The organism is Rhodospirillum rubrum ATCC 11170 (assembly GCF_000013085.1).
Classification (GTDB): domain Bacteria; phylum Pseudomonadota; class Alphaproteobacteria; order Rhodospirillales; family Rhodospirillaceae; genus Rhodospirillum; species Rhodospirillum rubrum.
In genome coordinates this window covers 465,558-484,437 of the sequence record NC_007643.1, presented here as the reverse complement: position 1 = coordinate 484,437, position 18,880 = coordinate 465,558, and the positions used below count along the sequence as shown (strand labels likewise).

Below are 18,880 nucleotides of genomic sequence, written 5' to 3'. Positions count from 1 at the left end.
GCGCCGCCGCCGTTCCCTTTGACCGCCCTCCCCCGCGAGGAAATCCCATGGCGAAAAACGCCCCCCGCTTCGTCTGTCAGGCTTGCGGCGCGGTCTATCCGCGTTGGATGGGCCGCTGCGAGGCCTGCGGTGAATGGAACTCGATCGCCGAGGAGGCCCCGGCCGAGGCCCTGCCCAAGGGTCAGACCGGCGGCCGCGGCGGCCAGCGGCTCTCCTTCGTCAGCCTGGAAGGGGTGGGCGCGCCGCCCCCCCGGCTGCTGACCGGCATCCCCGAGCTTGACCGGGTGGCCGGCGGCGGTCTGGTCGCCGGCTCGGCCCTGCTGATCGGCGGCGATCCGGGCATCGGCAAATCAACCCTGTTGTTGCAGGCGGTGGCCGGTCTGGCGCGCGGCGGGGCGCGCTCGGTTTATATCTCGGGCGAAGAGGCGATCGATCAGGTCCGGCTGCGCGCCCTGCGCCTGGGCTTGGAAAAGGCCCCGGTTGATCTGGCGGCGGCGACCAGCGTGCGCGACATCGTCGCCACCCTTGATAGCGGCGAGCCCCCCGATGTCGTGGTCATCGATTCGATCCAGACCATGTATCTCGATACCCTCGACTCGGCGCCGGGCACGGTCGCCCAGGTCCGCGCCGGGTCCCATGAATTGATCCGTCTGGCCAAGCGCCGGGGCTTCGTGCTGTTTCTCGTTGGTCATGTCACCAAGGAAGGCCAGATGGCCGGTCCCCGGGTGATGGAGCATATGGTCGACGCCGTCATCTATTTCGAAGGCGAGCGCGGCCATCCCTTCCGCATTTTGCGCGCGGTGAAGAACCGCTTCGGCGCCACCGACGAGATCGGCGTTTTCGAGATGTCCGACGCCGGATTGTCGGAGGTTCCCAATCCCTCGGCGCTGTTCCTGGCCGAGCGGCGGGGCAATGTGACGGGGTCTTGCGTGTTCGCCGGCATGGAGGGCACGCGGCCGATGCTGGTCGAGATCCAGGCCCTGGTCGGCCCCTCGGCCCCCGGATCGGCGCGGCGCGCCGTCGTCGGCTGGGATGGCGGCCGTCTGGCGATGGTGATGGCCGTGCTTGAAACCCGCTGTGGTCTTGCGCTGGGCGGCAATGACGTTTATTTGAACGTTGCCGGCGGCCTGCGCATCGGCGAGCCGGCCGCCGATCTGGCGGTGGCGGCGGCGCTGGTTTCGTCGTTCTCCGGGGTTCCCGTGCCGCCCGATATGGTGGTTTTCGGCGAGATCGGGCTTTCGGGGGAGATCAGGGCGGTGGCCCATGGCGATACGCGGCTCAAGGAAGCCGCCAAACTCGGTTTCGATCAGGCCTTGATGCCGGCCCGGCCGCGCGATAGCGGCAAACGGGGCGGCCCTGGCGTGAAGGAAGGATTACGAATGCGCGAAATCGGCCATTTGCAGGATCTGGTGGCGCTGCTGGCGCCCCCGGAAAATGCCGGCCAGGGGCAGCGGTGATGAGCGGTTGGCCGATCAATCCGTTGGACATCCTCGTCCTTGCCGTTCTGCTGATTTCCGCCGCCCTCGCCTTCTTCCGTGGCTTCGTCCACGAGACCCTGGCGGTGGGCGCCTGGGCCGGGGCGATCGTGTCGGCGGTTTATGGCATGCCGCTGGTCTCGCCGTTGTTTCTTGATCTGATGCCGCGCTTCCCCTGGGCGGCCGACATCGCCGCCGCCGCCACTATTTTCCTGGTGATGCTGCTTGGGCTGTCGATCCTGACCACCATGGTGGCCAAGCAGGTGCAAAAAAGCGCGCTCAACACCCTGGACCGCTCCTTGGGCTTCCTGTTTGGGCTGCTGCGCGGCGGCGTGCTGCTGATCGCCGGCTATGTGGCGGTGTCCTGGCTGCTGCCCGTCGACCGCCAGCCCGATTGGATGCGCACGGCGCGCAGCATGCCGATGATCGAGAACGGGGCGAGTTCGGCCCTGGCGCTGCTGCCGGCCAATCTTCAGGCCCGCGAGCGCGCCTTGCGCAGCGATACCGCCACCGTCAAACAAGACGCCGAAACCCTGCTCGACACCGGCCGCAGCGTCCGGGACGCCCAGCGCAGTTTCGACCGGCTGAACAGTCCGCGGCCCGAGGCGCCGCGCGCTCCCACCGACTCGCCAACCGGCTATGATTCGGGCGAGCGGCAGGAAATGAACCGCCTCTTCGAGAGCACCCAGTAACCCTCGCGCGACGGCTCCCCTTCGCGGGACCTAGGAAACACGGCCATGGCCCCCACGGACATCGATTTCTCCACCGATCCGTTCGATGACGACAAGCTGCGCGAGGAATGCGGCGTGTTCGGCGTCTTCGCCGATCCCAATGCCGCCTCCCATACCGCGCTTGGCCTGCACGCCTTGCAGCATCGCGGCCAAGAGGCGGCGGGGATCGTCACCTTCGATGGCACCCAGTTCCATTCGGTCAAGGGTCCCGGCCATGTGTCGGAGAACTTCAAATCCGAGACGGTGATCTCCCAGCTCGTCGGATCCTCGGCCATCGGCCATGTCCGCTATTCGACCACCGGCGGCGCGGTGATGCGCAATATCCAGCCGCTGTTCGCCGAATTCGCCTTCGGCGGCCTCGCCATCGCCCATAACGGCAATCTGACCAACGCCATGACCTTGCGCGAACGGCTGGTCCAGCGCGGCTGCCTGTTCCAATCGACCAGCGACACCGAGGTCATCGTCCATCTGATCGCCATTTCGATCTGCTCGTCGGTGGAAGACCGCATCATCGACGCCCTGCGTCAGGTTCAGGGCGCCTATTCGATCGTCGCCCTGACCAACAACGCCCTGATCGGCGTGCGCGACCCGATGGGCATCCGGCCGCTGGTTCTCGGCCAGCTCGATGGCGCCTATATCTTCGCCTCCGAAACCTGCGCGCTTGATATCATCGGCGCCGATTACATCCGCGATGTCGAACCGGGCGAGCTGATCATCATCACCGGCAAGGAAGTGCGCTCGCTGCGCCCCTTCCCGCAGACCCCCTCGCATTTCTGCGTTTTCGAATACATCTACTTCGCCCGCCCCGACAGCATCGTCGAGGAGCGCAGCGTCTACGAGGTGCGCAAGGCCATCGGCCGCGAACTGGCCCGCGAAAGCGCCGTCGAGGCCGATGTGGTGGTGCCGGTGCCCGATTCCGGCGTGCCCAGCGCGCTCGGCTATGCCGCCGAGGCCGGATTGCCCTTTGAATACGGCATCATCCGCAATCACTATGTCGGCCGCACCTTCATCCAGCCCACCGACAAGACCCGCAACCTCGGGGTCAAGCGCAAGCACAACCCCAACCGCAGCCAGCTTGAAGGCAAGCGGGTCATCCTGGTCGATGACAGCATCGTGCGCGGCACCACCTCGACCAAGATCGTCGAAATGGTCCGTCAGGCCGGGGCGCGCGAGGTGCATATGCGCATCTCCAGCCCGCCGACCGCCTATCCCTGCTTCTACGGCATCGACACCCCCGAGCGCGAGAAGCTGCTGGCGGCCAATTATTCGGTCGAGGACATGGCCAAGCTGCTTGGCGTCGACAGTCTGGCCTTCGTCTCGCTCGACGGGCTGTATCGGGCGGCCGGGGTGGAGTCGCGCAATGCCGAGCGCCCGCAGTTCTGCGATGCCTGCTTCTCGGGCCATTATCCGGTGCCCAATCAGGACCGGGCGCAGAAAAGCCATCCTTTGCAGCTGGCGCTGCTCAACGATTAGAGCAAATCCCGAGCATCGGGTTTCCCGTAGGCCGCGGCAAGTCCCCCCGGGCTTGCCCGGCCGCGTTGCGAGATGTCATGGACCGGGCCCCCCAGCGGGCCCATAAGCCGCTCCTGCGAGTCCCTTCTTTACCGCCCCATCCGAGGAGATCCCCATGTCCGGCCGACTTCAAGACCGTCACTGCTTCATCACCGGCGCCTCGCGCGGGATCGGCAAGGCGGTGGCCAAGCTTTTCGCGGCGGAAGGCGCCCATGTCATCGCCCTGGCCCGCACCCAGGGCGGGCTTGAGGAACTCGACGACGAGATCCGCAGCGCCGGCGGCACCCCGCCGACCCTGATCACCGAGGATCTGACCAATTTCGACGCCATCGACCAGATCGGCGCCGCCCTGTTCGAGCGCTTCGGCAAGATCGACGTGCTGGTGGCCAATGGCGGCATCCTGGGCAGCCTGACCCCGGTCAGCCACATCAAGCCCAAGGAATGGGACGAGGTGATCGCCACCAATCTGACGGCGAGCTACCGGCTGATCCGCTCGTTCGAACCGCTGCTCCGCCAGTCCGACGCCGGCCGGGCGATCTTCGTCACCTCGGGCGCCGCCGATGGCGCGCGGCCTTACTGGGCGACCTATGGCATCAGCAAGGGCGCCCTTGAGGTGATGGTCAAAACCTGGTCCCAGGAAATCCTCAAGACCAAGATCAAGGCCAATCTGCTCAACCCCGGACGCACGCGCACGCCGATGCGGGCCAAGGCCTTCCCCGGCGAAGACCCGGCCACCCTGCCCACCCCCGAAGACATCGCCAAGGCCTTCCTCCCCCTCGCCCTGCCCGACTGCACCCGCCACGGCGAAGTGGTCAACGCCCAGGAATAAGGTTTGCGGGGCGGCGCGGTCTTTTGCCAACCATCACAGAAGAGCGATGCGGTAGCGATCCAGAACCGGCGCGATTTCCGGGCAGGCCGACAGCGGACGCCGCGGCCCTGCGCTCAGCTTGGGAATCGCCCGATCATAGACCGCTATAACGTCGTCCCCATTCAGCCGGGATGGGTAGCACAGACCATCCGGTTGCAAGGGATGATCGTATAGGACGCGACTGAGGCGCTGACCAAGCCGATGGGATCGCGCCCGCACGGCATCGGTTGGAACTCCCATCACGATCGGATTTCCTCCCCGAAGGTCAACCAGTGTAAGGGGAGCCGCCACCAAGACCGGGACATGCACAAAGGCCTCAAGCTCGGCAGCGGACACGAGCAGAAGGCCGGGGTTCAGGTTCTTTCTGTCGCGGACAAGCGTCTCAAGGACGGCACTCTCAAAACTCCCCCCGGCATAATAAACACCAAAGCGCGTTTGCACGGTCTTCCGGGGGTCGGAGAATCGACTGGGCGCGGTTCCAAAGCCCAATGGATCGGGATAAAGGCCCTGAAACACATGGTGCCAGACACGCCCGACGGCGAAGGTCGTGGTCACCAGGGGGGCCGAGGACAGGGGATGAGGGGAACTGGTCACGGGATCAGGAGAAGCCGCCCGTGGCGACGGTCTTGGCGGTCTCCAGCACGGCCTCGACCCGCCCGCCCGTCAGGGCATCCAGAGCGCGCTCCCCACCCAGGTCGCAATGGGATTGCAGCAAGAACCGATACACCGCCCAAGGGTCACGCCCCAAAATGCCGAAGAGGGTGGGCAGGGCGGGCAGAAGGTGGCCGTTTTCAAGAATTTGCCACCCCGGATAGCGGAGGCCGCGTTTGGCGAAATCGAGCCCCAGCACCTCGTGGCGCTTGCGCTTCAAGCGAATCCCCTCGCCCGACATACCCAAACGCGCCGCCATCTCGGCGGTGGTCAACAAGGCCGGGTCGGCCAGAAGGGTCCGCTTAAGAACCTCCCCCCGCGCCCTGGCCTCATGCAAGGCGCGCGTCAAAGCCTGCCCGGGGGCCTCGTTTACTGGATCGTCGGCCAGGAGGGTCGCCTGGATTGACGCGGCGCCCCCTTCGGCAATGCGTCGCGCGTCCCCGTGGCTCAACCAGACCCTGGCAAGCCGCATCCCCGTGACACCCTCCGCCTCGAGAAGCTTCGCCACCCGTTCCATATCCCCCGGGCTCAAGGCGTGCGGGGCGACCAGCACCGTCCCCTCAACTTCCGCCCCGTCTTCGCCGCGCGCAAAGGAAGGGGAGGCTTGCCCCGATCGTTTCCCGGCCGTCCGCTCCATGGCGATCTCCCTTACTTCTGACAACTTAGCCCATTTCGCCAAGTTCGCCAAGGATCGCCGCGCCTTTTCCTGTCCGGGCCCCTTCACCCATGCTGGAGGCATGGCCTGGGGCTGCCCCCCGCCCCCTTATCCCACAAGGGCCCAGAACGCCGTCTTGCGGCCGTGCTCCCGGCGCAGTCTGGCGACATAGGCCTCATGGGGTTCGACGGCGCCGTCCTTGGGGATCGAGGCCGCGAGGCTCGCACAGTCGCACAGGTGGCGGGCCGCATGTTTGTAGCGGGTGGCGCGGCCTTTGGTGAGCGACTCGTCGATCAGGGCCCGCAGGATCAAGGTCGAGGCCAGGGGAAATTTGGCCGCGAGCGCGTCGGCGGCATGGGGCAGAAAGTCGTATTGGTTGCCATCCAGATCCTCGGAGCGGGCGACAACCAGGGAGGCCGCACGGGTCAAAGCTGGCCAAGCCACCAGGAAGGCCAGCGCCCGGATCATCGACGGTGCTGCCTGGACATGATCAAGGGCCCTTTCCTCGACCTCCACGTCCTCGAAATCGGGAAGCCGCTTCAGGTAGTCGCGCAGATGAGGCGCCGACAAGGAGCGCTGGAAGCACTCCCAGCGCACGGCCTGGGCCTCATCGGTTCGCCCCAAGTCCTCCAGCACGGCGATCTGCGCATCCTCCCAAGAAAAGTCGGGCCAGTCCCGGGACGCGGGCGCGGGGCGGGCCACCTCCAGCCTCTGAAGGGCTTCCTCGGCGCGGCCGGCCGCCAGCAAACGCGACGCGATGTCGGCGGCGATCCCGGGAACCTTGCGGGTCTCCTCGTCGAACTGGGCGATGAAGGCGTCGGCATCGCCCAGGACATCGGCGATTTCCTGCAGGGCGTATCGCGCGATCCTCACGCGTCTGCTTTCGACGACATCGACGGCATGGGTCGACGCCAACGAGGACCTGCCGATGTCCCCGCGTTTCTTCTGAGCGGGGCGGTCGATCGGTCGCTGGGACAACGCCACCATAAGCCGCTTCAAGCGCTCCAGGCCGGAGGCCTCCAGAACGGGGGCCAGGGTGCGGATCAGCCCGTCAAACTGCCCATAATCATCGCTGACCAAAGCCCCATAGACCCGGTCCGCCAGGGCAAGCGGGTTGGGCCGGGCGCGGGCGGCAAGGGGTCCAAGATCGCCGCCGGCCTCGTCAAAAACCGAGCCGATCATCCCGTTGCTCTCGCCGCACCGCTCATAGACCGAGGGCGCCAGATCCAGGAGCAGCCACAGAAGATCGAGCGCCTCCTTGGGATCGGCCACAGCCACGGTTTCGACGATCGCCCGACGCTGGGTCTCGAGATCGGCCGCAAGGGCGCGAACCCCCTGCCAATCGACGAAGGATCGGGACCGGGCCAGGGTCGCCAGTCGCTTGCGAACCTCGCGAGCCACCTCCTTCGGACTTGTCTCCCCCGCCAGTTCAAGCCGCAGACGGCGCCGGGCGACCGCATTGCCCTTGGTGATGTCTATCATCAAGGCGGCCAGACGCGGCGCGCCGAGGGCTTCAAGATTCTGAGCGTTGACGGTCCTCTTCGAGGCCATGAGAAGGCATCCCCCAAGTATCCTTGTCGTCATAAGATAACCGGACCAGGATAACGGAGCCAAGGTAACCGGGCCGGGGGATCGACCGGCCCAAGCCTCCCGCCGGCTTTTTCTTGCCCCCCGGAGAGGGGACGGCTAAACGAGGGGCATGACCCAGCTATCATCCTCGCCGCCCGCCAGCGCCCTGCTGGCTTTGACCGCCCGTTTGCGCCGCCATATCGCGTGGTGTCGGCGTCGGCCGCTGCTGGCGCCGTTCCTCTATCTTTGCGGGCTTTGTCCGCTGGCGATGCTGGTCCTCGACAAGCCGCTGGCCCTGGCGATCAAGCGCGGCGTCGATCCCGATCTGTTCGGCTTTTTCCAGACCATCACCCCGCTCGGCCTGTCGGGCGGATGGTTCGCCCTGTCGGGGATCGCCACGCTCGGCTGCCTGATCTTATGGAAGCGGGCGCTGGGCATTCCGGCCCGCGAGCGGTTCCTGGCCCTGGCTTGGTCCTGGGGGTTCTTCCTGGCCGCCCAGGCGTCTTCGGGGCTGTTCGTCATGGTCGTCAAACGCGTGATCGGCCGCCTGCGTCCGCGCCTGCTGTTCAACGACGGTCTTTACGGCTTCAAGCCGCTCAGCTTCGCCTCGGGGGCCGAATCCTTCCCCTCGGGGCATTCGCAAACCGTCTGGGCGGCGATGACGGCGCTGATGGTGCTGTTTCCCCGCCATTGGCCGTGGTTTCTGGGCACGGCGGTGCTAGTGACGCTCAGCCGCGTCGTCATCACCGTCCATTATCTCAGCGATACCCTGATGGGCGCCTATATCGGCCTCTTCGCCGTCGTCGTTCTGCGTCCCTGGTTCGAGCGCGGCCGGCCCGGCGCCCTGCGCATCGGCAAACCCCTATAGGGGCAGGCTGTCGCCCGCCTCGTCGGCCAGGGCGGTCAGCAGGGCGAGAACGGCCGGAGAATCCCAATCAAGCATACCCTCGTGGCGGGCGGCCTCGCGGCCCAGGGCATCGATCACCAGCGTCGTGGGCAAGCCGCGCAAGCCCAGGGCCCGGCCGGTCTTCATCTGCGGATCGAGCAGGATCGGCAGATGGGTCAGGCCGGCGCGCTCGTAAAACGCCCGCACGGGGGCTTCGCCGCCCCGGTCCTGCGACAGGGTCAGCACGGCGATGGCGCCCCCCGCCGTCTGGGCGGCCAGAGACTCAAGGGCCGGCATTTCCTTGACGCAGGGGCCGCACCACGTCGCCCACAGGTTCAGCACCACCACCTTGCCCCGGTAGTCCGACAAATGAAGGGGGCGGCCGGCGCCGTCGCTGAACGCCAGATCGGGCAGGCTCGCCCGGGCGGCCGCCGGGTGGATGTCAAGGCCGCGGTCGGCGGCGACCGGCGCGGCGAAAGCCGGGGTGGCAACGGGCGACGGCGACGGCGCCAACGACGGGGGCACCGTCTGCGCCCTTGCATCGCCGGCCGAAATGGTCAAGATCACGGCGATGGCGGCGGCTGCCGCATGACCAATTCCCAGCCCCGGTCCCCGGGCGATTTTTCGGAAAAACGGCTTCAGCATCATGTCCTCCAGCACTCCGACGACCCCTTCCATCGAGCGGACCGCCAGCACCATCTGGGGTGGGCGCTTCGACAGCGGCCCCTCGGCGGTGATGGAGGCGATCAATGCCTCGATCGGCTTTGACAAACGGCTTTACCGTCAGGATATAGCGGGCTCGAAGGCCCATTGCACCATGCTGGTCGCCACCGGCATCCTGAGCAAAGCCGATGGCGAGGCGATCCTCGGCGGCCTCGATCGCATTCTGGCGGAAATCGAAGCCGGAGACTTCCCCTTCAGCGTCGCGCTGGAGGATATCCACATGAATATCGAAAGCCGCCTGAAGGACCTGATCGGCGAGGCCGCCGGCCGCCTGCACACCGCGCGCTCGCGCAATGATCAGGTGGCGACCGACTTCCGCCTGTGGGTGCGCGACGCCATCGACGGCGTCGAGGGCGCCCTTGCCCGCCTGCAAGACGTGCTGATCACCCGGGCCGAGGAACACGCCGATACGGTGATGCCCGGCTTCACCCATCTGCAGGCCGCCCAGCCGGTGACCTTCGGCCACCATCTGCTGGCCTATGTGGAAATGATCGGCCGCGACCGGGGCCGCTTCCACGATGCCCGCGTCCGCCTCAACGAAAGCCCGCTGGGCTCGGCCGCCCTGGCCGGCACCTCCTTCCCCATCGACCGGGCGATGACCGCCCAAATCCTCGGCTTCGACCGTCCCTGCGCCAATTCGCTCGATGGCGTATCGGACCGCGATTTCGCCCTGGAATTCCTGGCCGCCGCCAGCATCGCCAGCATCCATCTGTCGCGACTGGCCGAGGAACTGGTGATCTGGACCAGCGCCCAGTTCGGCTTCGTCCGCCTGCCCGACGCCTATTCGACGGGCAGTTCGATCATGCCGCAAAAGCGCAACCCCGACGCCGCCGAACTGGTGCGCGCCAAGGCCGGCCGGGTGATCGGCGATCTCGCCAGCCTGCTGATCGTCATGAAGGGGCTGCCGCTGGCCTATTCCAAGGACATGCAAGACGACAAGGAGCCGGTGTTCGAGGCCGCCGATACCCTGGAACTGTGCATCGCGGCGATGACCGGCATGATGGAAACCATCACCCCCAAGGTCGATCGCCTGCGCACCGCCGCCGGTCAGGGCTTCACCACCGCCACCGATCTCGCCGACTGGCTGGTCCGCGCCCTCGGCACCCCCTTCCGCCATGCCCACGAGGTCTCGGGCGCCCTGGTCAAGATGGCCGAGAAAAAGGGCGTGGGCCTGGAAGACCTCAGCCTCGCCGAGATGCGAACCATCGAACCGCGCCTGACCGACGAGGCGATCAAGGTTCTGTCGGTGGATTGGTCGGTGCGCAGCCGCACCAGCTTCGGCGGCACCGCGCCCGACAACGTCCGCGCCGCCTGCGCCGCGGCGCGCGCCCGCTACGCCGCCAAGGCGCCGCCGCGATGACCGGCCGCGCCCTGCTGGTGATCGCCGTCGGCGTTGTGCTGCTGGCGGGCTGCGGCAAGATCGCGCCCAACAAGCCCCATCCCGACGGCGTGGCCACCCGTTACCCTTACGAGCCGGCCGATCTGTACAACCCGACCTATCCGGCCTCGGCCGAGGAGCGGGACTTGGCCCGCGCCCAGCGCGCCCAACAGGCGCCGGCCCAGACCGAGGTGATCGTCCGTCAGCGCGTCGAGATCGCCCCCGGTCAGGTGCAGACCGCGCCCAGCGGCGCCGTTCTGCGCGCCACCGACGGCGCGGCGAGCCAGCCGACCGCCCCCGCCCCCGCCCCCGCCCGCGCGGCCTCTCCGGCGCGCGCCCCCGCCAGCACCGGCGTGGCCTACCCCGACGGCTATCAGCCCCTTTAGGGAAGACTCCGCAGAGATGGATTATTTCTCTTACCGCAACGGCCAACTCCACGCCGAGGATGTCGCCCTCGCCGCCATCGCCGAGGCCGTCGGCACGCCCTTCTATGTGTATTCGGCCGCCACGCTCGAACGCCATTTCCGGGTGTTCTCGGACGCCTTCGCCGGCCAGCCGATAACCCTGTGCTTCGCCACCAAGACCAATGGCAACAAGGCGGTGCTCGCCCTGCTTGCCGGCCTGGGCGCCGGCGCCGACGTGGTCAGCCAGGGCGAGATGGAACACGCCCTGGCGGCGGGCGTCCCGGCCGGGCGCATCGTCTTTTCCGGGGTCGCCAAAACCAAGGCCGAAATGGCCGCCGCGCTTGAGGCCGGCATCTTCCAGATCAACGTCGAATCCGAGCCCGAGCTCGAGGCGCTGTCCGAGGTCGCCCAGGCCCTGGGCAAGACCGCGCCGGTCGCCCTGCGCATCAATCCCGATGTCGCCGCCGCCACCCACGACAAGATCGCCACCGGGCGCAAGGAAAACAAATTCGGCATCGACTGGACCGTCGCCCCCGCCATCTTCGCCAAGGCCGCCGGCCTGCCCGGCATCGCCGTCAAGGGGGTCGCCGTCCATATCGGCTCGCAGATCCTCGATCTTGATCCCTTCCGCCGCGCTTTTGAGCGCCTGCGCGAGCTGGTGCTGGCCCTGCGCGCCGACGGCATCGCCCTCGAGCGTGTCGATCTTGGCGGCGGCTTGGGCATCCCCTATCACCGCGACGATCCGGCAAGCCCGCCGCCGGCCGAGTACGCCGCCCTCGCCCGCCGCATCTTCGGCGACCTGGGCGTGCATCTGGTGGCCGAACCCGGGCGGCTGATCGCCGGCAACGCCGGGATGCTGGTCTCCCGCGTCGTCTATCGCAAACAGGGCGAAACGCGGACCTTCCTGATCCTCGATGCCGGCTTCAACGACCTGATCCGTCCGGCGATGTATGACGCCTTCCACGATATCCTGCCAGTCACGGCCGCCGCCGAGAACGCCGTGCTGACCCCGGTCGATGTGGTCGGGCCGATCTGCGAATCGGGCGATATCTTCGCCCGCCAGCGCCCGCTGCCGCCGATCGCCGCGGGGGATCTGGTGGCCTTCGCCACCGCCGGCGCCTATGGCGCCTCGATGTCGTCCACCTACAACGGCCGGCCGCTGGTGCCCGAGGTGATGGTGTCGGGGGATCGCTTCGCCGTAGTCCGCCGCCGCCCCAGCGTCGCCGAAATGACCGCTTTGGAATCGGTGCCGCCGTGGCTGGCCAAGCAAGCATAGTTTTGCCATGGAAATAACACGGCTTCGACCCAGTGCCGCCCTTGAGTCCGGCCTATGGTTGTGGTGATCTTGCGCGTGGTCGCGGAACCGGCAGCGGGGCGCCTTGTGGCGCGTCCAACCATCCTGCCGGTCGGACGGCGCAGAAACGCTTAAGACAAGGAACAGCTCGAATGATGTCACCCCGCGCGCGCCGTCTGGCCCTGGCCGGCGTTCTTGCCCTCCCATTGTTTGCCGGTCCCGCCCTGGCGGCGGACCCGGACCCGGTGGTGGCCGTGGTCAATGGCGCGGACGTTCATCTGTCCGCCGTGCAGGAGCGTTTCGCCGAGCTTCAGGCGAGCCAGCCCCAGTTGGGTGGCCTGCCTTTGGCGATGGTCTATGAGCAGCTTCTGAATTCGGTTGTCGAAGCCGAGCTGGTGACCGAAGCCGGGCGCAAGGCCGGCCTGGCCAACGACCCCGAGGTCAAGCATCGCCTCGACCGCCTGCTCGATCGGCTGATCGCCGGGGCCTATATGCAGAAGGTCGTCGATGAAGACGTGACCGACGCCGCCGTCAAGGCCCGCTATAACGAAATGAAGGCCGAGTTCAAGCCCGAGAAGGAAGTCCACGCCCGCCACATCCTGCTTGAAACCGAGGATGCGGCCAAGGACGCCATCAAGAAGATCGAAGGTGGCGCGGATTTCACCAAGCTGGCCAGCGAACTGTCGACCGGCCCCTCGGCCCAGACCGGCGGCGATCTTGGCTTCTTCACCAAGGACCGCATGGTCGCCCCCTTCGCCGAAGCCGCCTTCGCCATGAAGGTCGGCGAGGTCTCCAAGGCCCCGACCAAGACCGAATTCGGCTGGCATGTGATCAAGATCGAGGAAGTGCGCGACACCACCTTCCCGCCGGTCGAGGAAATGGAAAGCCACATCCGCGACGAACTGGCCAATGCCGCCGTCGAGAAGAATGTCGCCGGTCTTAAGGAAAGCGCCAAGGTGAAGCTGTTCGCCGCCGACGGCAAGACCACCCTGGAAGAGGCCAAGGCCGCCGCCGAGAAGCAGCGCGCCGAACAGGAAAAGGCCGGAGCCAAGGACGCCGCCCCGGCGGCCAAGCCCTGATCGGCCGCCGGGGGCGCCTTTGGCGCTTCCCGCCCGCCTGACATCCCGGGGGGTGCCGCAAGGCGCCCCCCGCTTTGTTTTCCCCCGCCCCGTCCCGGCGCGGCGTGACGCGGACCGCTTTGGGATCCCCGCCCGGGGAGGGCGTCGTCGTCGCAATCTGTTCCAGATCGCCGGGGATTTGCTCTATGATCGTCACCCCTTCCCTGCCCTGATCGTTTTTCGTGGAGCTTCGCTTCGTCCATGACCCACGCCGTTTCGCCCCTCGCCCCCGCCGCCTTCCCGGCCCTGCCGGCCATCGCCGGGGTTGATCTCGCCACCCATAACACCGGCCTGCGCTATCAGGGCCGCCCCGACCTGCTGGTCGTGCGGCTGGCCGCGGGCAGCACCGGGGCTGGCGTTTTCACCCGCTCCAAGACCCGCTCGGCCCCCGTTGACTGGTGCCGCCGGGCCTTGGCCGCCGGCGGCGGCGCGGCCCGGGGGCTGGTGGTCAATTCCGGCAACGCCAATGCCTTCACCGGCAGTCGCGGCATCGCCAGCGTCGAACGCACCATCGCCAGCGCCGCCATGGCTTTGAGCTGCCCGCCCGAGGAGGTGTTCATCGCCTCGACCGGTACCATCGGCGTGCCCCTGGACGACGCCAAGATCACCACCTTGATCGATGCCATCGCCCCCAGCCTGGGCACGGCCAGTTGGTTCGACGCGGCGACGGCGATCAGCACCACCGACACCTACCCCAAGGGCGCCACCCGCACCGCCACCATCGACGGCGTGAGCGTGACCCTGAGCGGCATCGCCAAGGGATCGGGGATGATCGCCCCGGATATGGCGACCATGCTGGCCTATGTCTTCACCGACGCCGCCCTGCCCGCCGGCGTGCTGCAAGACCTGCTGACCCAGGGCGTGGAGCGGTCGTTCAACGCCATCACCGTCGACGGCGACACCTCGACCTCCGACAGCCTGATGCTGTTCGCCACCGGCAAGGCCGGCAACGCCCCGGTGCAAACGGCGCTCGACCGCCGGCTGAGCGGCTTCCGCAAGGCCCTGTTCGCCCTGCTGACCGATCTCGCCCATCAGGTGGTTCGCGATGGCGAGGGGGCGACCAAATTCGTCACCGTCACCGTCACCGGCGCCAAATCGCCGCGCGCGGCCAAGCGCATCGGCTTGGCCATCGCCAATTCGCCGCTGGTCAAAACGGCGATCGCCGGCGAGGACGCCAATTGGGGCCGCATCGTCATGGCGGTGGGCAAATCGGGCGAGGAGGCCGACCGCGACAGGCTGGAAATCCGCATCGGCGGCCATCTGATCGCCGCCGAGGGTCAGGCCGTGGCCGATTACGACGAAGGCCCGGTGGCCACCCATATGAAGGGAACCGATGTCGACATCGCCGTCGATCTCGGCCTTGGCCGGGGCAAGGCCACCGTCTGGACCTGCGATCTGACCCATGGCTACATCGATATCAATGCCGATTACCGCACCTGAGGGCCGGCCCGTGGTTGACGATGACGACGACGGCTGCCGACAGGCCGACCGGCGGGTCCCTTTGGGCCTGCCGATCCTGCTGGTCACCGCCGCCGCCCTGATCGACCCCGACGGCCGGGTGCTGCTCGCCCAACGCCCGCCGGGGAAATCCCTGGCCGGGCTGTGGGAGTTTCCCGGCGGCAAACTTGAACCGGGGGAAACCCCGGAAGCCGCCCTGGTGCGCGAACTGGCCGAGGAACTGGGGGTCGATACCCGGGCAAGCTGCCTGGCCCCCCTGGCCTTCGCCTCGCACAGCTATGACACCTTCCACCTGTTGATGCCGCTTTACGCCTGCCGAAGCTGGCGGGGCCGGGCGACGGCGCGCGAGGGCCAGACCCTGGCCTGGGTGCGCGCCGAACGCCTGCGCGAGTATCCCATGCCGCCGGCCGATCTGCCGTTGATCCCGATCCTTCAGGATTGGCTGTAAAGGACACCTTGCCCGTGAGCACCCCCGCCTCACCGCCGACCGCGGCCATCCTCGTCATCGGCAACGAGATCCTTTCGGGACGCACCCAGGATGCCAATTCCGGCTGGCTGGCCGCCCGGCTGGCCGAGATCGGCATTCCCGTGCGCGAGATCCGGGTGATCCCCGACAACGAAGCCGTCATCGTCGAAGCGGTGAACGCGCTGCGCGCCCAAGCCCGCTATGTCTTCACCACCGGCGGCATCGGCCCCACCCATGACGACATCACCAGCGCCAGCATCGCCGCCGCCTTCGGCGTTCGGTTGCTGCGCCACCCCGAGGCCGAACGCCGCCTGCGCGCCCATTACCAGGCGGTGGGCAGCGCCATCAACGCCGCGCGGCTGCGCATGGCCGAGATCCCCGAAGGCGCGACCCTGATCGACAATCCGGTCAGCGTCGCCCCGGGCTTCCGCCTGGACAATGTCCATGTGCTGGCCGGCGTGCCGTCGATCATGCGCGCCATGTGGGACAGCCTGCGCCCCGGGCTGATCGGCGGGCCGCCGGTGCGGTCGCTTTCGGTGACCGCCTTCGTGCGCGAGGGCGACATGGCGGCCGGACTTGGCGCCTTGCAAAACGCCCATCCCGGCGTTGATATCGGCAGCTATCCCTTCATGACCGATGGCCGGATCGGCGCCAGCATCGTCGTGCGCGGAACCGACGAGACCCTGGTGGCGTTGGTCGGCGATAAGGTCGCCGATCTCCTGCGCGCGCTTGGCGCCGACCCCGAGATCACCCCCGGCGCCTGACCCCCGGCGTCTCAAGGAGACCCGCCGATGCCCCTGCTTCCCCACAACCGGACGGCCCTTGGCTTTCTGCTGCGCCATCTCATCGCCGGTCTGACCGGGGGGTTGGTTTTCGGCGGGCTGATCCTGGCGCTGGATATCAGCGGCCTGCGCTCCATGCTGATGGCCTCGCAAGACGGGTTGCTTTACACCCTTTTGCTGTTCTTCGGCCTCAGCGTGACCTTCGGCGGCGTCGCCATGGGCGTGGGCGTGATGAGCCTGGGCGAAGACAAAAACTAGGCTTCCCCTTGCCCCCCCTTGCACCACCCCGGCCGACTGACTAGGCTGTGCGGTGCTCTGGTCCCATGGGGCCCCTTGCCGTCGCGGACGTGGCGGAACCGGTAGACGCAGCAGACTTAAAATCTGCTTCTCTTCGAGAGTGCGGGTTCGAGTCCCGCCGTCCGCACCAAATCCCCCTCAAGAAATCCCCCGAATGATCCGAGGGGCTTTGCCAGCCCGCTTATTTCCAGGGGGCTGGGGCGCCCTGATGGCTCCGTCCTCGACGGGGCGATCGAAGACGCCGCTCAGGGCGCTTCCAGAACTTTGGCGCGATGGGCCCGCACGATCAGGGTATCGATAAAATCCCGATCGGGTTCATCGGGCAATGTCGAGGTGGCGGCGGCGGTTTCAACGGCGGTCAGCAAGTGCTCAATCGTCGCCGCCACCGTCTCATAGGGCTGTTCGCCACGTTTGATGGCCAGGATGTCGGCCGCATTGGGCAAGGGAAAGGTGATCTTGCCGGTCCCCAACAGCTCCAAAGCCTGATGGCCGACGCGCACGGCATGGGAAAGCGCCTTCCAGTCGACGCCGTCGTTGCGCTCGGCCTGAAGGGCGCGCTGACCGTAGTCGTCCACCAACCGCCGCGCCGTCTCGCGGGCATTCCTGATCGAGGCGGTGAAGGGCATCTGCTTGCCGCAAACTTCCAGATGCCGCAAGGGTTTGTCCTCCGAGGAAGGCACCTCCACTAGGGCAGCGTGGTCCTGCGCCCCAACAAAGGCCCTAAGCTCGGCTTCGGCCTCGCCCAGTCTGGCCGCCGGACCATAGGTGGCCTCGGCCGTGGTCAAAACGGCAAGGGCTTGCCTAGCCGTCGCCACCCGGGAGCCTTTGATGCCGTATTTATTCGCCTGCCGGCGGCAATAGCGCACAACGATCGCCGACCGGCGCGTTACCAGACAAGGGGCATTGGCCTGGATCTCCCGCCACAGCGGACTGGGCGGCCGGGTCATCGCCGCATCGGGGGCGAACAGCATATCAAGGGCCACGGTCTGACCTTCGGCCAGCATGTCCAGATAGTGTTGCAGGCTGTAGGTGTCGCGATCGACATCCCCCGGGCGGTTCTTCTCGCCGGGGGCCTTCTCGACCTTCTCGGTGATCGTGCCACGCACGCGGTGCAGCAAGATATCGCGCGCCGCCGGTAAATAGACCGCCTTGTAGTCAAGATCGGATGAGGGGGTTTGCGTCCCATACAAATGCGAGCCAAAGCGCATGTCGACAATCAGATCCACCCTCTCCCCCCCATCGCCCGCCACGCGGCCCCAAGGTCGCGGCTCCGGCCGGGCGCCGTGTCGATCGCCAGCGGCTTTTTAGATAGCGGCAAAACAGACCCGGATCCGCAATTTTTCTTTTGCCTATAAAATCGGTCGGCTATTTTCACCCCCACATCCGCCGTCGCCCCGCCTTAAGGACATGCCCCATGCTTAAAGTCATCGCCCAGGATTTCATCAAACCGGAAGCTATTGACATCGTTCTGCCGCTCTATCGCGAGTTGGTCGAAAAGACCCGGCAAGAACCCCTGTGCCTCGCCTATGATCTGTTCGTCGATCAGAAGGATCCCGGTCACTTTGTTTTCATCGAAGAATGGCCCGATCGCGCCGCCCTCGACATCCATTGCGCCACCGAGCATTTCACCCGCTTGGTTCCCTTGATCAACGCCCATCAACGCCAGGACGGAACCGTCGTTCTGATGGATGCCGTCCCCGCCTGATCGCGGCGCCTTCCGCCGGCTTTCGCCCAGGAAGGGTCATGGCGATGACCCCGGCGACAACGCAGCCCAGGCCAAGCCAAGCCGTCGCGCTGAGATCCTCCCCCAGGACCACGACGCCGATGGCGACGCCGATCGGCACCCGCAGATAGGCTTGGGCGGTTGTTCCGATCGATCCGAGGGTCTGGATCAGGCGGAAATAAAGGGCGAAAGCCAGCGCCGTCGAAAAGACCGAAAGCGCCAGCAGCGCCAGCAGGGAGCGCCCGCTGGGGGCAAGGGTCCAGGGATGATCGACGACAAGGCTGAGCGGAACAAGGAGCGCCGCGCCGCAGATCAGCGAGCCGGCCGCCGGCATCATCGGGTCCAGACCCTTGAAGGTCTTGCCGAAGATCGCCGCGGCGGCGTAGCACAGCGTGGCGGCGACAATGGCCAGTTGGGCCCAAAGCTCCCGCCCCAGGCCGCCCAGCGCCTGAACGCCGACGATCAGGCCAATGCCGGCCAAACCGGCGATGACGCCCAAAAGCTTGCGCCCGCTCACCGCCTCGTGGCGGGTGATCAGCGCCGTCATCAGGAAGGCGAAAACCGGGGTGGTGGCGTTCAGGATCGCCGCCAATCCGGCGTCGGTCGTTTGTTCGGCCCAGGCGATCAAGGTGAAGGGGATGGCGCTGTTGAGGCAGGCTTGAACCAGAAACCGCGCCCAGGTCCCCCGGTCGTTTGGCAAACGCAGCCCGCGCCCGCCGATGATAGCCGCCAGAAGGGTCCCGGCGATCAGCGTGCGCAGGGCGATCAGGGTCAGCGGCGGGATGGTTTCAACGCCGATCTTGATGAAGGTGTAAGACGCCCCCCACAGGGTGGCGAGCATCAGAAGAAGGGCCAATTCCTTGGCCATTATGACTTTGCCGACCATCGTG

General features: G+C 67.0%; 20 protein-coding genes and 1 tRNA gene. 15 read left to right on the top strand and 6 right to left on the bottom strand.

Annotation, left to right across the window (positions count from 1 at the left end; all coding sequences use genetic code 11):
- Window positions 1-47: 47 nt before the first annotated feature.
- The 4 genes from radA to RRU_RS02130 all read left to right on the top strand — a co-directional run bounded on the left by radA (window position 48) and on the right by RRU_RS02130 (window position 4,547).
- Window positions 48-1,457 carry a DNA repair protein RadA gene (gene radA / locus RRU_RS02145; RefSeq protein WP_011388165.1) on the top strand — a complete coding sequence of 470 codons (1,410 nt, stop codon included), beginning with the start codon at window positions 48-50 and terminating at the stop codon, window positions 1,455-1,457.
- Window positions 1,457-2,167, top strand: a complete 711-nt coding sequence (locus tag RRU_RS02140; RefSeq protein WP_011388164.1) for a CvpA family protein — start codon at window positions 1,457-1,459, stop codon at window positions 2,165-2,167. The genes radA and RRU_RS02140 overlap by 1 nt, the downstream gene beginning before the upstream one ends.
- 45 nt (window positions 2,168-2,212) lie before the next feature.
- Entirely contained in the window at window positions 2,213-3,679 is a 1,467-nt protein-coding gene (gene purF / locus RRU_RS02135) for an amidophosphoribosyltransferase (RefSeq protein ID WP_011388163.1), read from the top strand.
- 154 nt (window positions 3,680-3,833) lie between these two features.
- Window positions 3,834-4,547: an SDR family NAD(P)-dependent oxidoreductase gene (locus tag RRU_RS02130; RefSeq protein WP_011388162.1), complete on the top strand. Its 714-nt coding sequence runs from the start codon at window positions 3,834-3,836 to the stop codon at window positions 4,545-4,547.
- Window positions 4,548-4,580: 33 nt separating this feature from the next.
- Here RRU_RS02130 and RRU_RS02125 read toward each other — a convergent pair whose 3' ends face one another.
- From RRU_RS02125 to RRU_RS02115, 3 genes are all read right to left on the bottom strand, one after another.
- On the bottom strand, window positions 4,581-5,141 hold the full coding sequence (locus tag RRU_RS02125; protein ID WP_237703823.1) for an RES family NAD+ phosphorylase: 561 nt from the start codon (window positions 5,139-5,141) through the stop codon (window positions 4,581-4,583).
- Between the two features lie 43 nt (window positions 5,142-5,184).
- Entirely contained in the window at window positions 5,185-5,874 is a 690-nt protein-coding gene (locus RRU_RS02120; protein ID WP_011388160.1) for a hypothetical protein, read from the bottom strand.
- A gap of 126 nt (window positions 5,875-6,000) precedes the next feature.
- A complete protein-coding gene (locus tag RRU_RS02115) occupies window positions 6,001-7,443 on the bottom strand; it encodes a DUF6880 family protein (RefSeq protein ID WP_011388159.1) in 1,443 nt (480 codons plus the stop codon).
- A 148-nt stretch (window positions 7,444-7,591) separates the two neighbouring features.
- On the opposite strand from RRU_RS02115, the gene RRU_RS02110 reads away from it, so the two are divergent.
- Entirely contained in the window at window positions 7,592-8,329 is a 738-nt protein-coding gene (locus RRU_RS02110) for a phosphatase PAP2 family protein (protein WP_011388158.1), read from the top strand.
- On the opposite strand, the gene RRU_RS02105 is transcribed toward RRU_RS02110, so the two are convergent.
- Entirely contained in the window at window positions 8,324-9,007 is a 684-nt protein-coding gene (locus RRU_RS02105) for a TlpA disulfide reductase family protein (protein ID WP_237703822.1), read from the bottom strand. The genes RRU_RS02110 and RRU_RS02105 overlap by 6 nt on opposite strands.
- On the opposite strand from RRU_RS02105, the gene argH reads away from it, so the two are divergent.
- The 9 genes from argH to RRU_RS02060 all read left to right on the top strand — a co-directional run bounded on the left by argH (window position 8,994) and on the right by RRU_RS02060 (window position 16,397).
- Window positions 8,994-10,430 (top strand): argininosuccinate lyase, encoded by a 1,437-nt coding sequence (argH, locus tag RRU_RS02100; protein WP_011388156.1) that lies wholly within the window; start codon window positions 8,994-8,996, stop codon window positions 10,428-10,430. The two genes, RRU_RS02105 and argH, sit on opposite strands and share 14 nt — an antisense overlap.
- On the top strand, window positions 10,427-10,834 hold the full coding sequence (locus tag RRU_RS02095) for a hypothetical protein (RefSeq protein WP_014625932.1): 408 nt from the start codon (window positions 10,427-10,429) through the stop codon (window positions 10,832-10,834). The genes argH and RRU_RS02095 overlap by 4 nt, the downstream gene beginning before the upstream one ends.
- Before the next feature lie 16 nt (window positions 10,835-10,850).
- Entirely contained in the window at window positions 10,851-12,128 is a 1,278-nt protein-coding gene (gene lysA / locus RRU_RS02090; RefSeq protein ID WP_011388155.1) for a diaminopimelate decarboxylase, read from the top strand.
- 170 nt (window positions 12,129-12,298) lie between these two features.
- On the top strand, window positions 12,299-13,225 hold the full coding sequence (locus tag RRU_RS02085) for a peptidylprolyl isomerase (RefSeq protein ID WP_011388154.1): 927 nt from the start codon (window positions 12,299-12,301) through the stop codon (window positions 13,223-13,225).
- 240 nt (window positions 13,226-13,465) lie between these two features.
- Window positions 13,466-14,704, top strand: coding sequence for a bifunctional glutamate N-acetyltransferase/amino-acid acetyltransferase ArgJ (argJ, locus tag RRU_RS02080; protein WP_011388153.1), 1,239 nt, complete (start codon window positions 13,466-13,468; stop codon window positions 14,702-14,704).
- A 10-nt stretch (window positions 14,705-14,714) separates the two neighbouring features.
- Window positions 14,715-15,170, top strand: coding sequence for a (deoxy)nucleoside triphosphate pyrophosphohydrolase (locus RRU_RS02075; protein ID WP_011388152.1), 456 nt, complete (start codon window positions 14,715-14,717; stop codon window positions 15,168-15,170).
- A 14-nt stretch (window positions 15,171-15,184) separates the two neighbouring features.
- Window positions 15,185-15,952 (top strand): competence/damage-inducible protein A, encoded by a 768-nt coding sequence (locus RRU_RS02070; protein ID WP_011388151.1) that lies wholly within the window; start codon window positions 15,185-15,187, stop codon window positions 15,950-15,952.
- 27 nt (window positions 15,953-15,979) lie between these two features.
- Window positions 15,980-16,228 (top strand): hypothetical protein, encoded by a 249-nt coding sequence (locus RRU_RS02065; RefSeq protein ID WP_011388150.1) that lies wholly within the window; start codon window positions 15,980-15,982, stop codon window positions 16,226-16,228.
- An 83-nt stretch (window positions 16,229-16,311) separates the two neighbouring features.
- Window positions 16,312-16,397 (top strand) — tRNA-Leu (locus RRU_RS02060).
- A gap of 115 nt (window positions 16,398-16,512) precedes the next feature.
- Here RRU_RS02060 and RRU_RS02055 read toward each other — a convergent pair.
- Window positions 16,513-17,493 (bottom strand): DNA polymerase beta superfamily protein, encoded by a 981-nt coding sequence (locus RRU_RS02055; RefSeq protein WP_011388149.1) that lies wholly within the window; start codon window positions 17,491-17,493, stop codon window positions 16,513-16,515.
- 188 nt (window positions 17,494-17,681) lie between these two features.
- Here RRU_RS02055 and RRU_RS02050 point away from each other — a divergent pair, with 188 nt between their 5' ends.
- Entirely contained in the window at window positions 17,682-17,972 is a 291-nt protein-coding gene (locus RRU_RS02050; RefSeq protein WP_011388148.1) for a putative quinol monooxygenase, read from the top strand.
- Here RRU_RS02050 and RRU_RS02045 read toward each other — a convergent pair.
- Window positions 17,914-18,876 (bottom strand): DMT family transporter, encoded by a 963-nt coding sequence (locus RRU_RS02045; RefSeq protein WP_011388147.1) that lies wholly within the window; start codon window positions 18,874-18,876, stop codon window positions 17,914-17,916. The two genes, RRU_RS02050 and RRU_RS02045, sit on opposite strands and share 59 nt — an antisense overlap.
- Window positions 18,877-18,880: the final 4 nt, after the last annotated feature.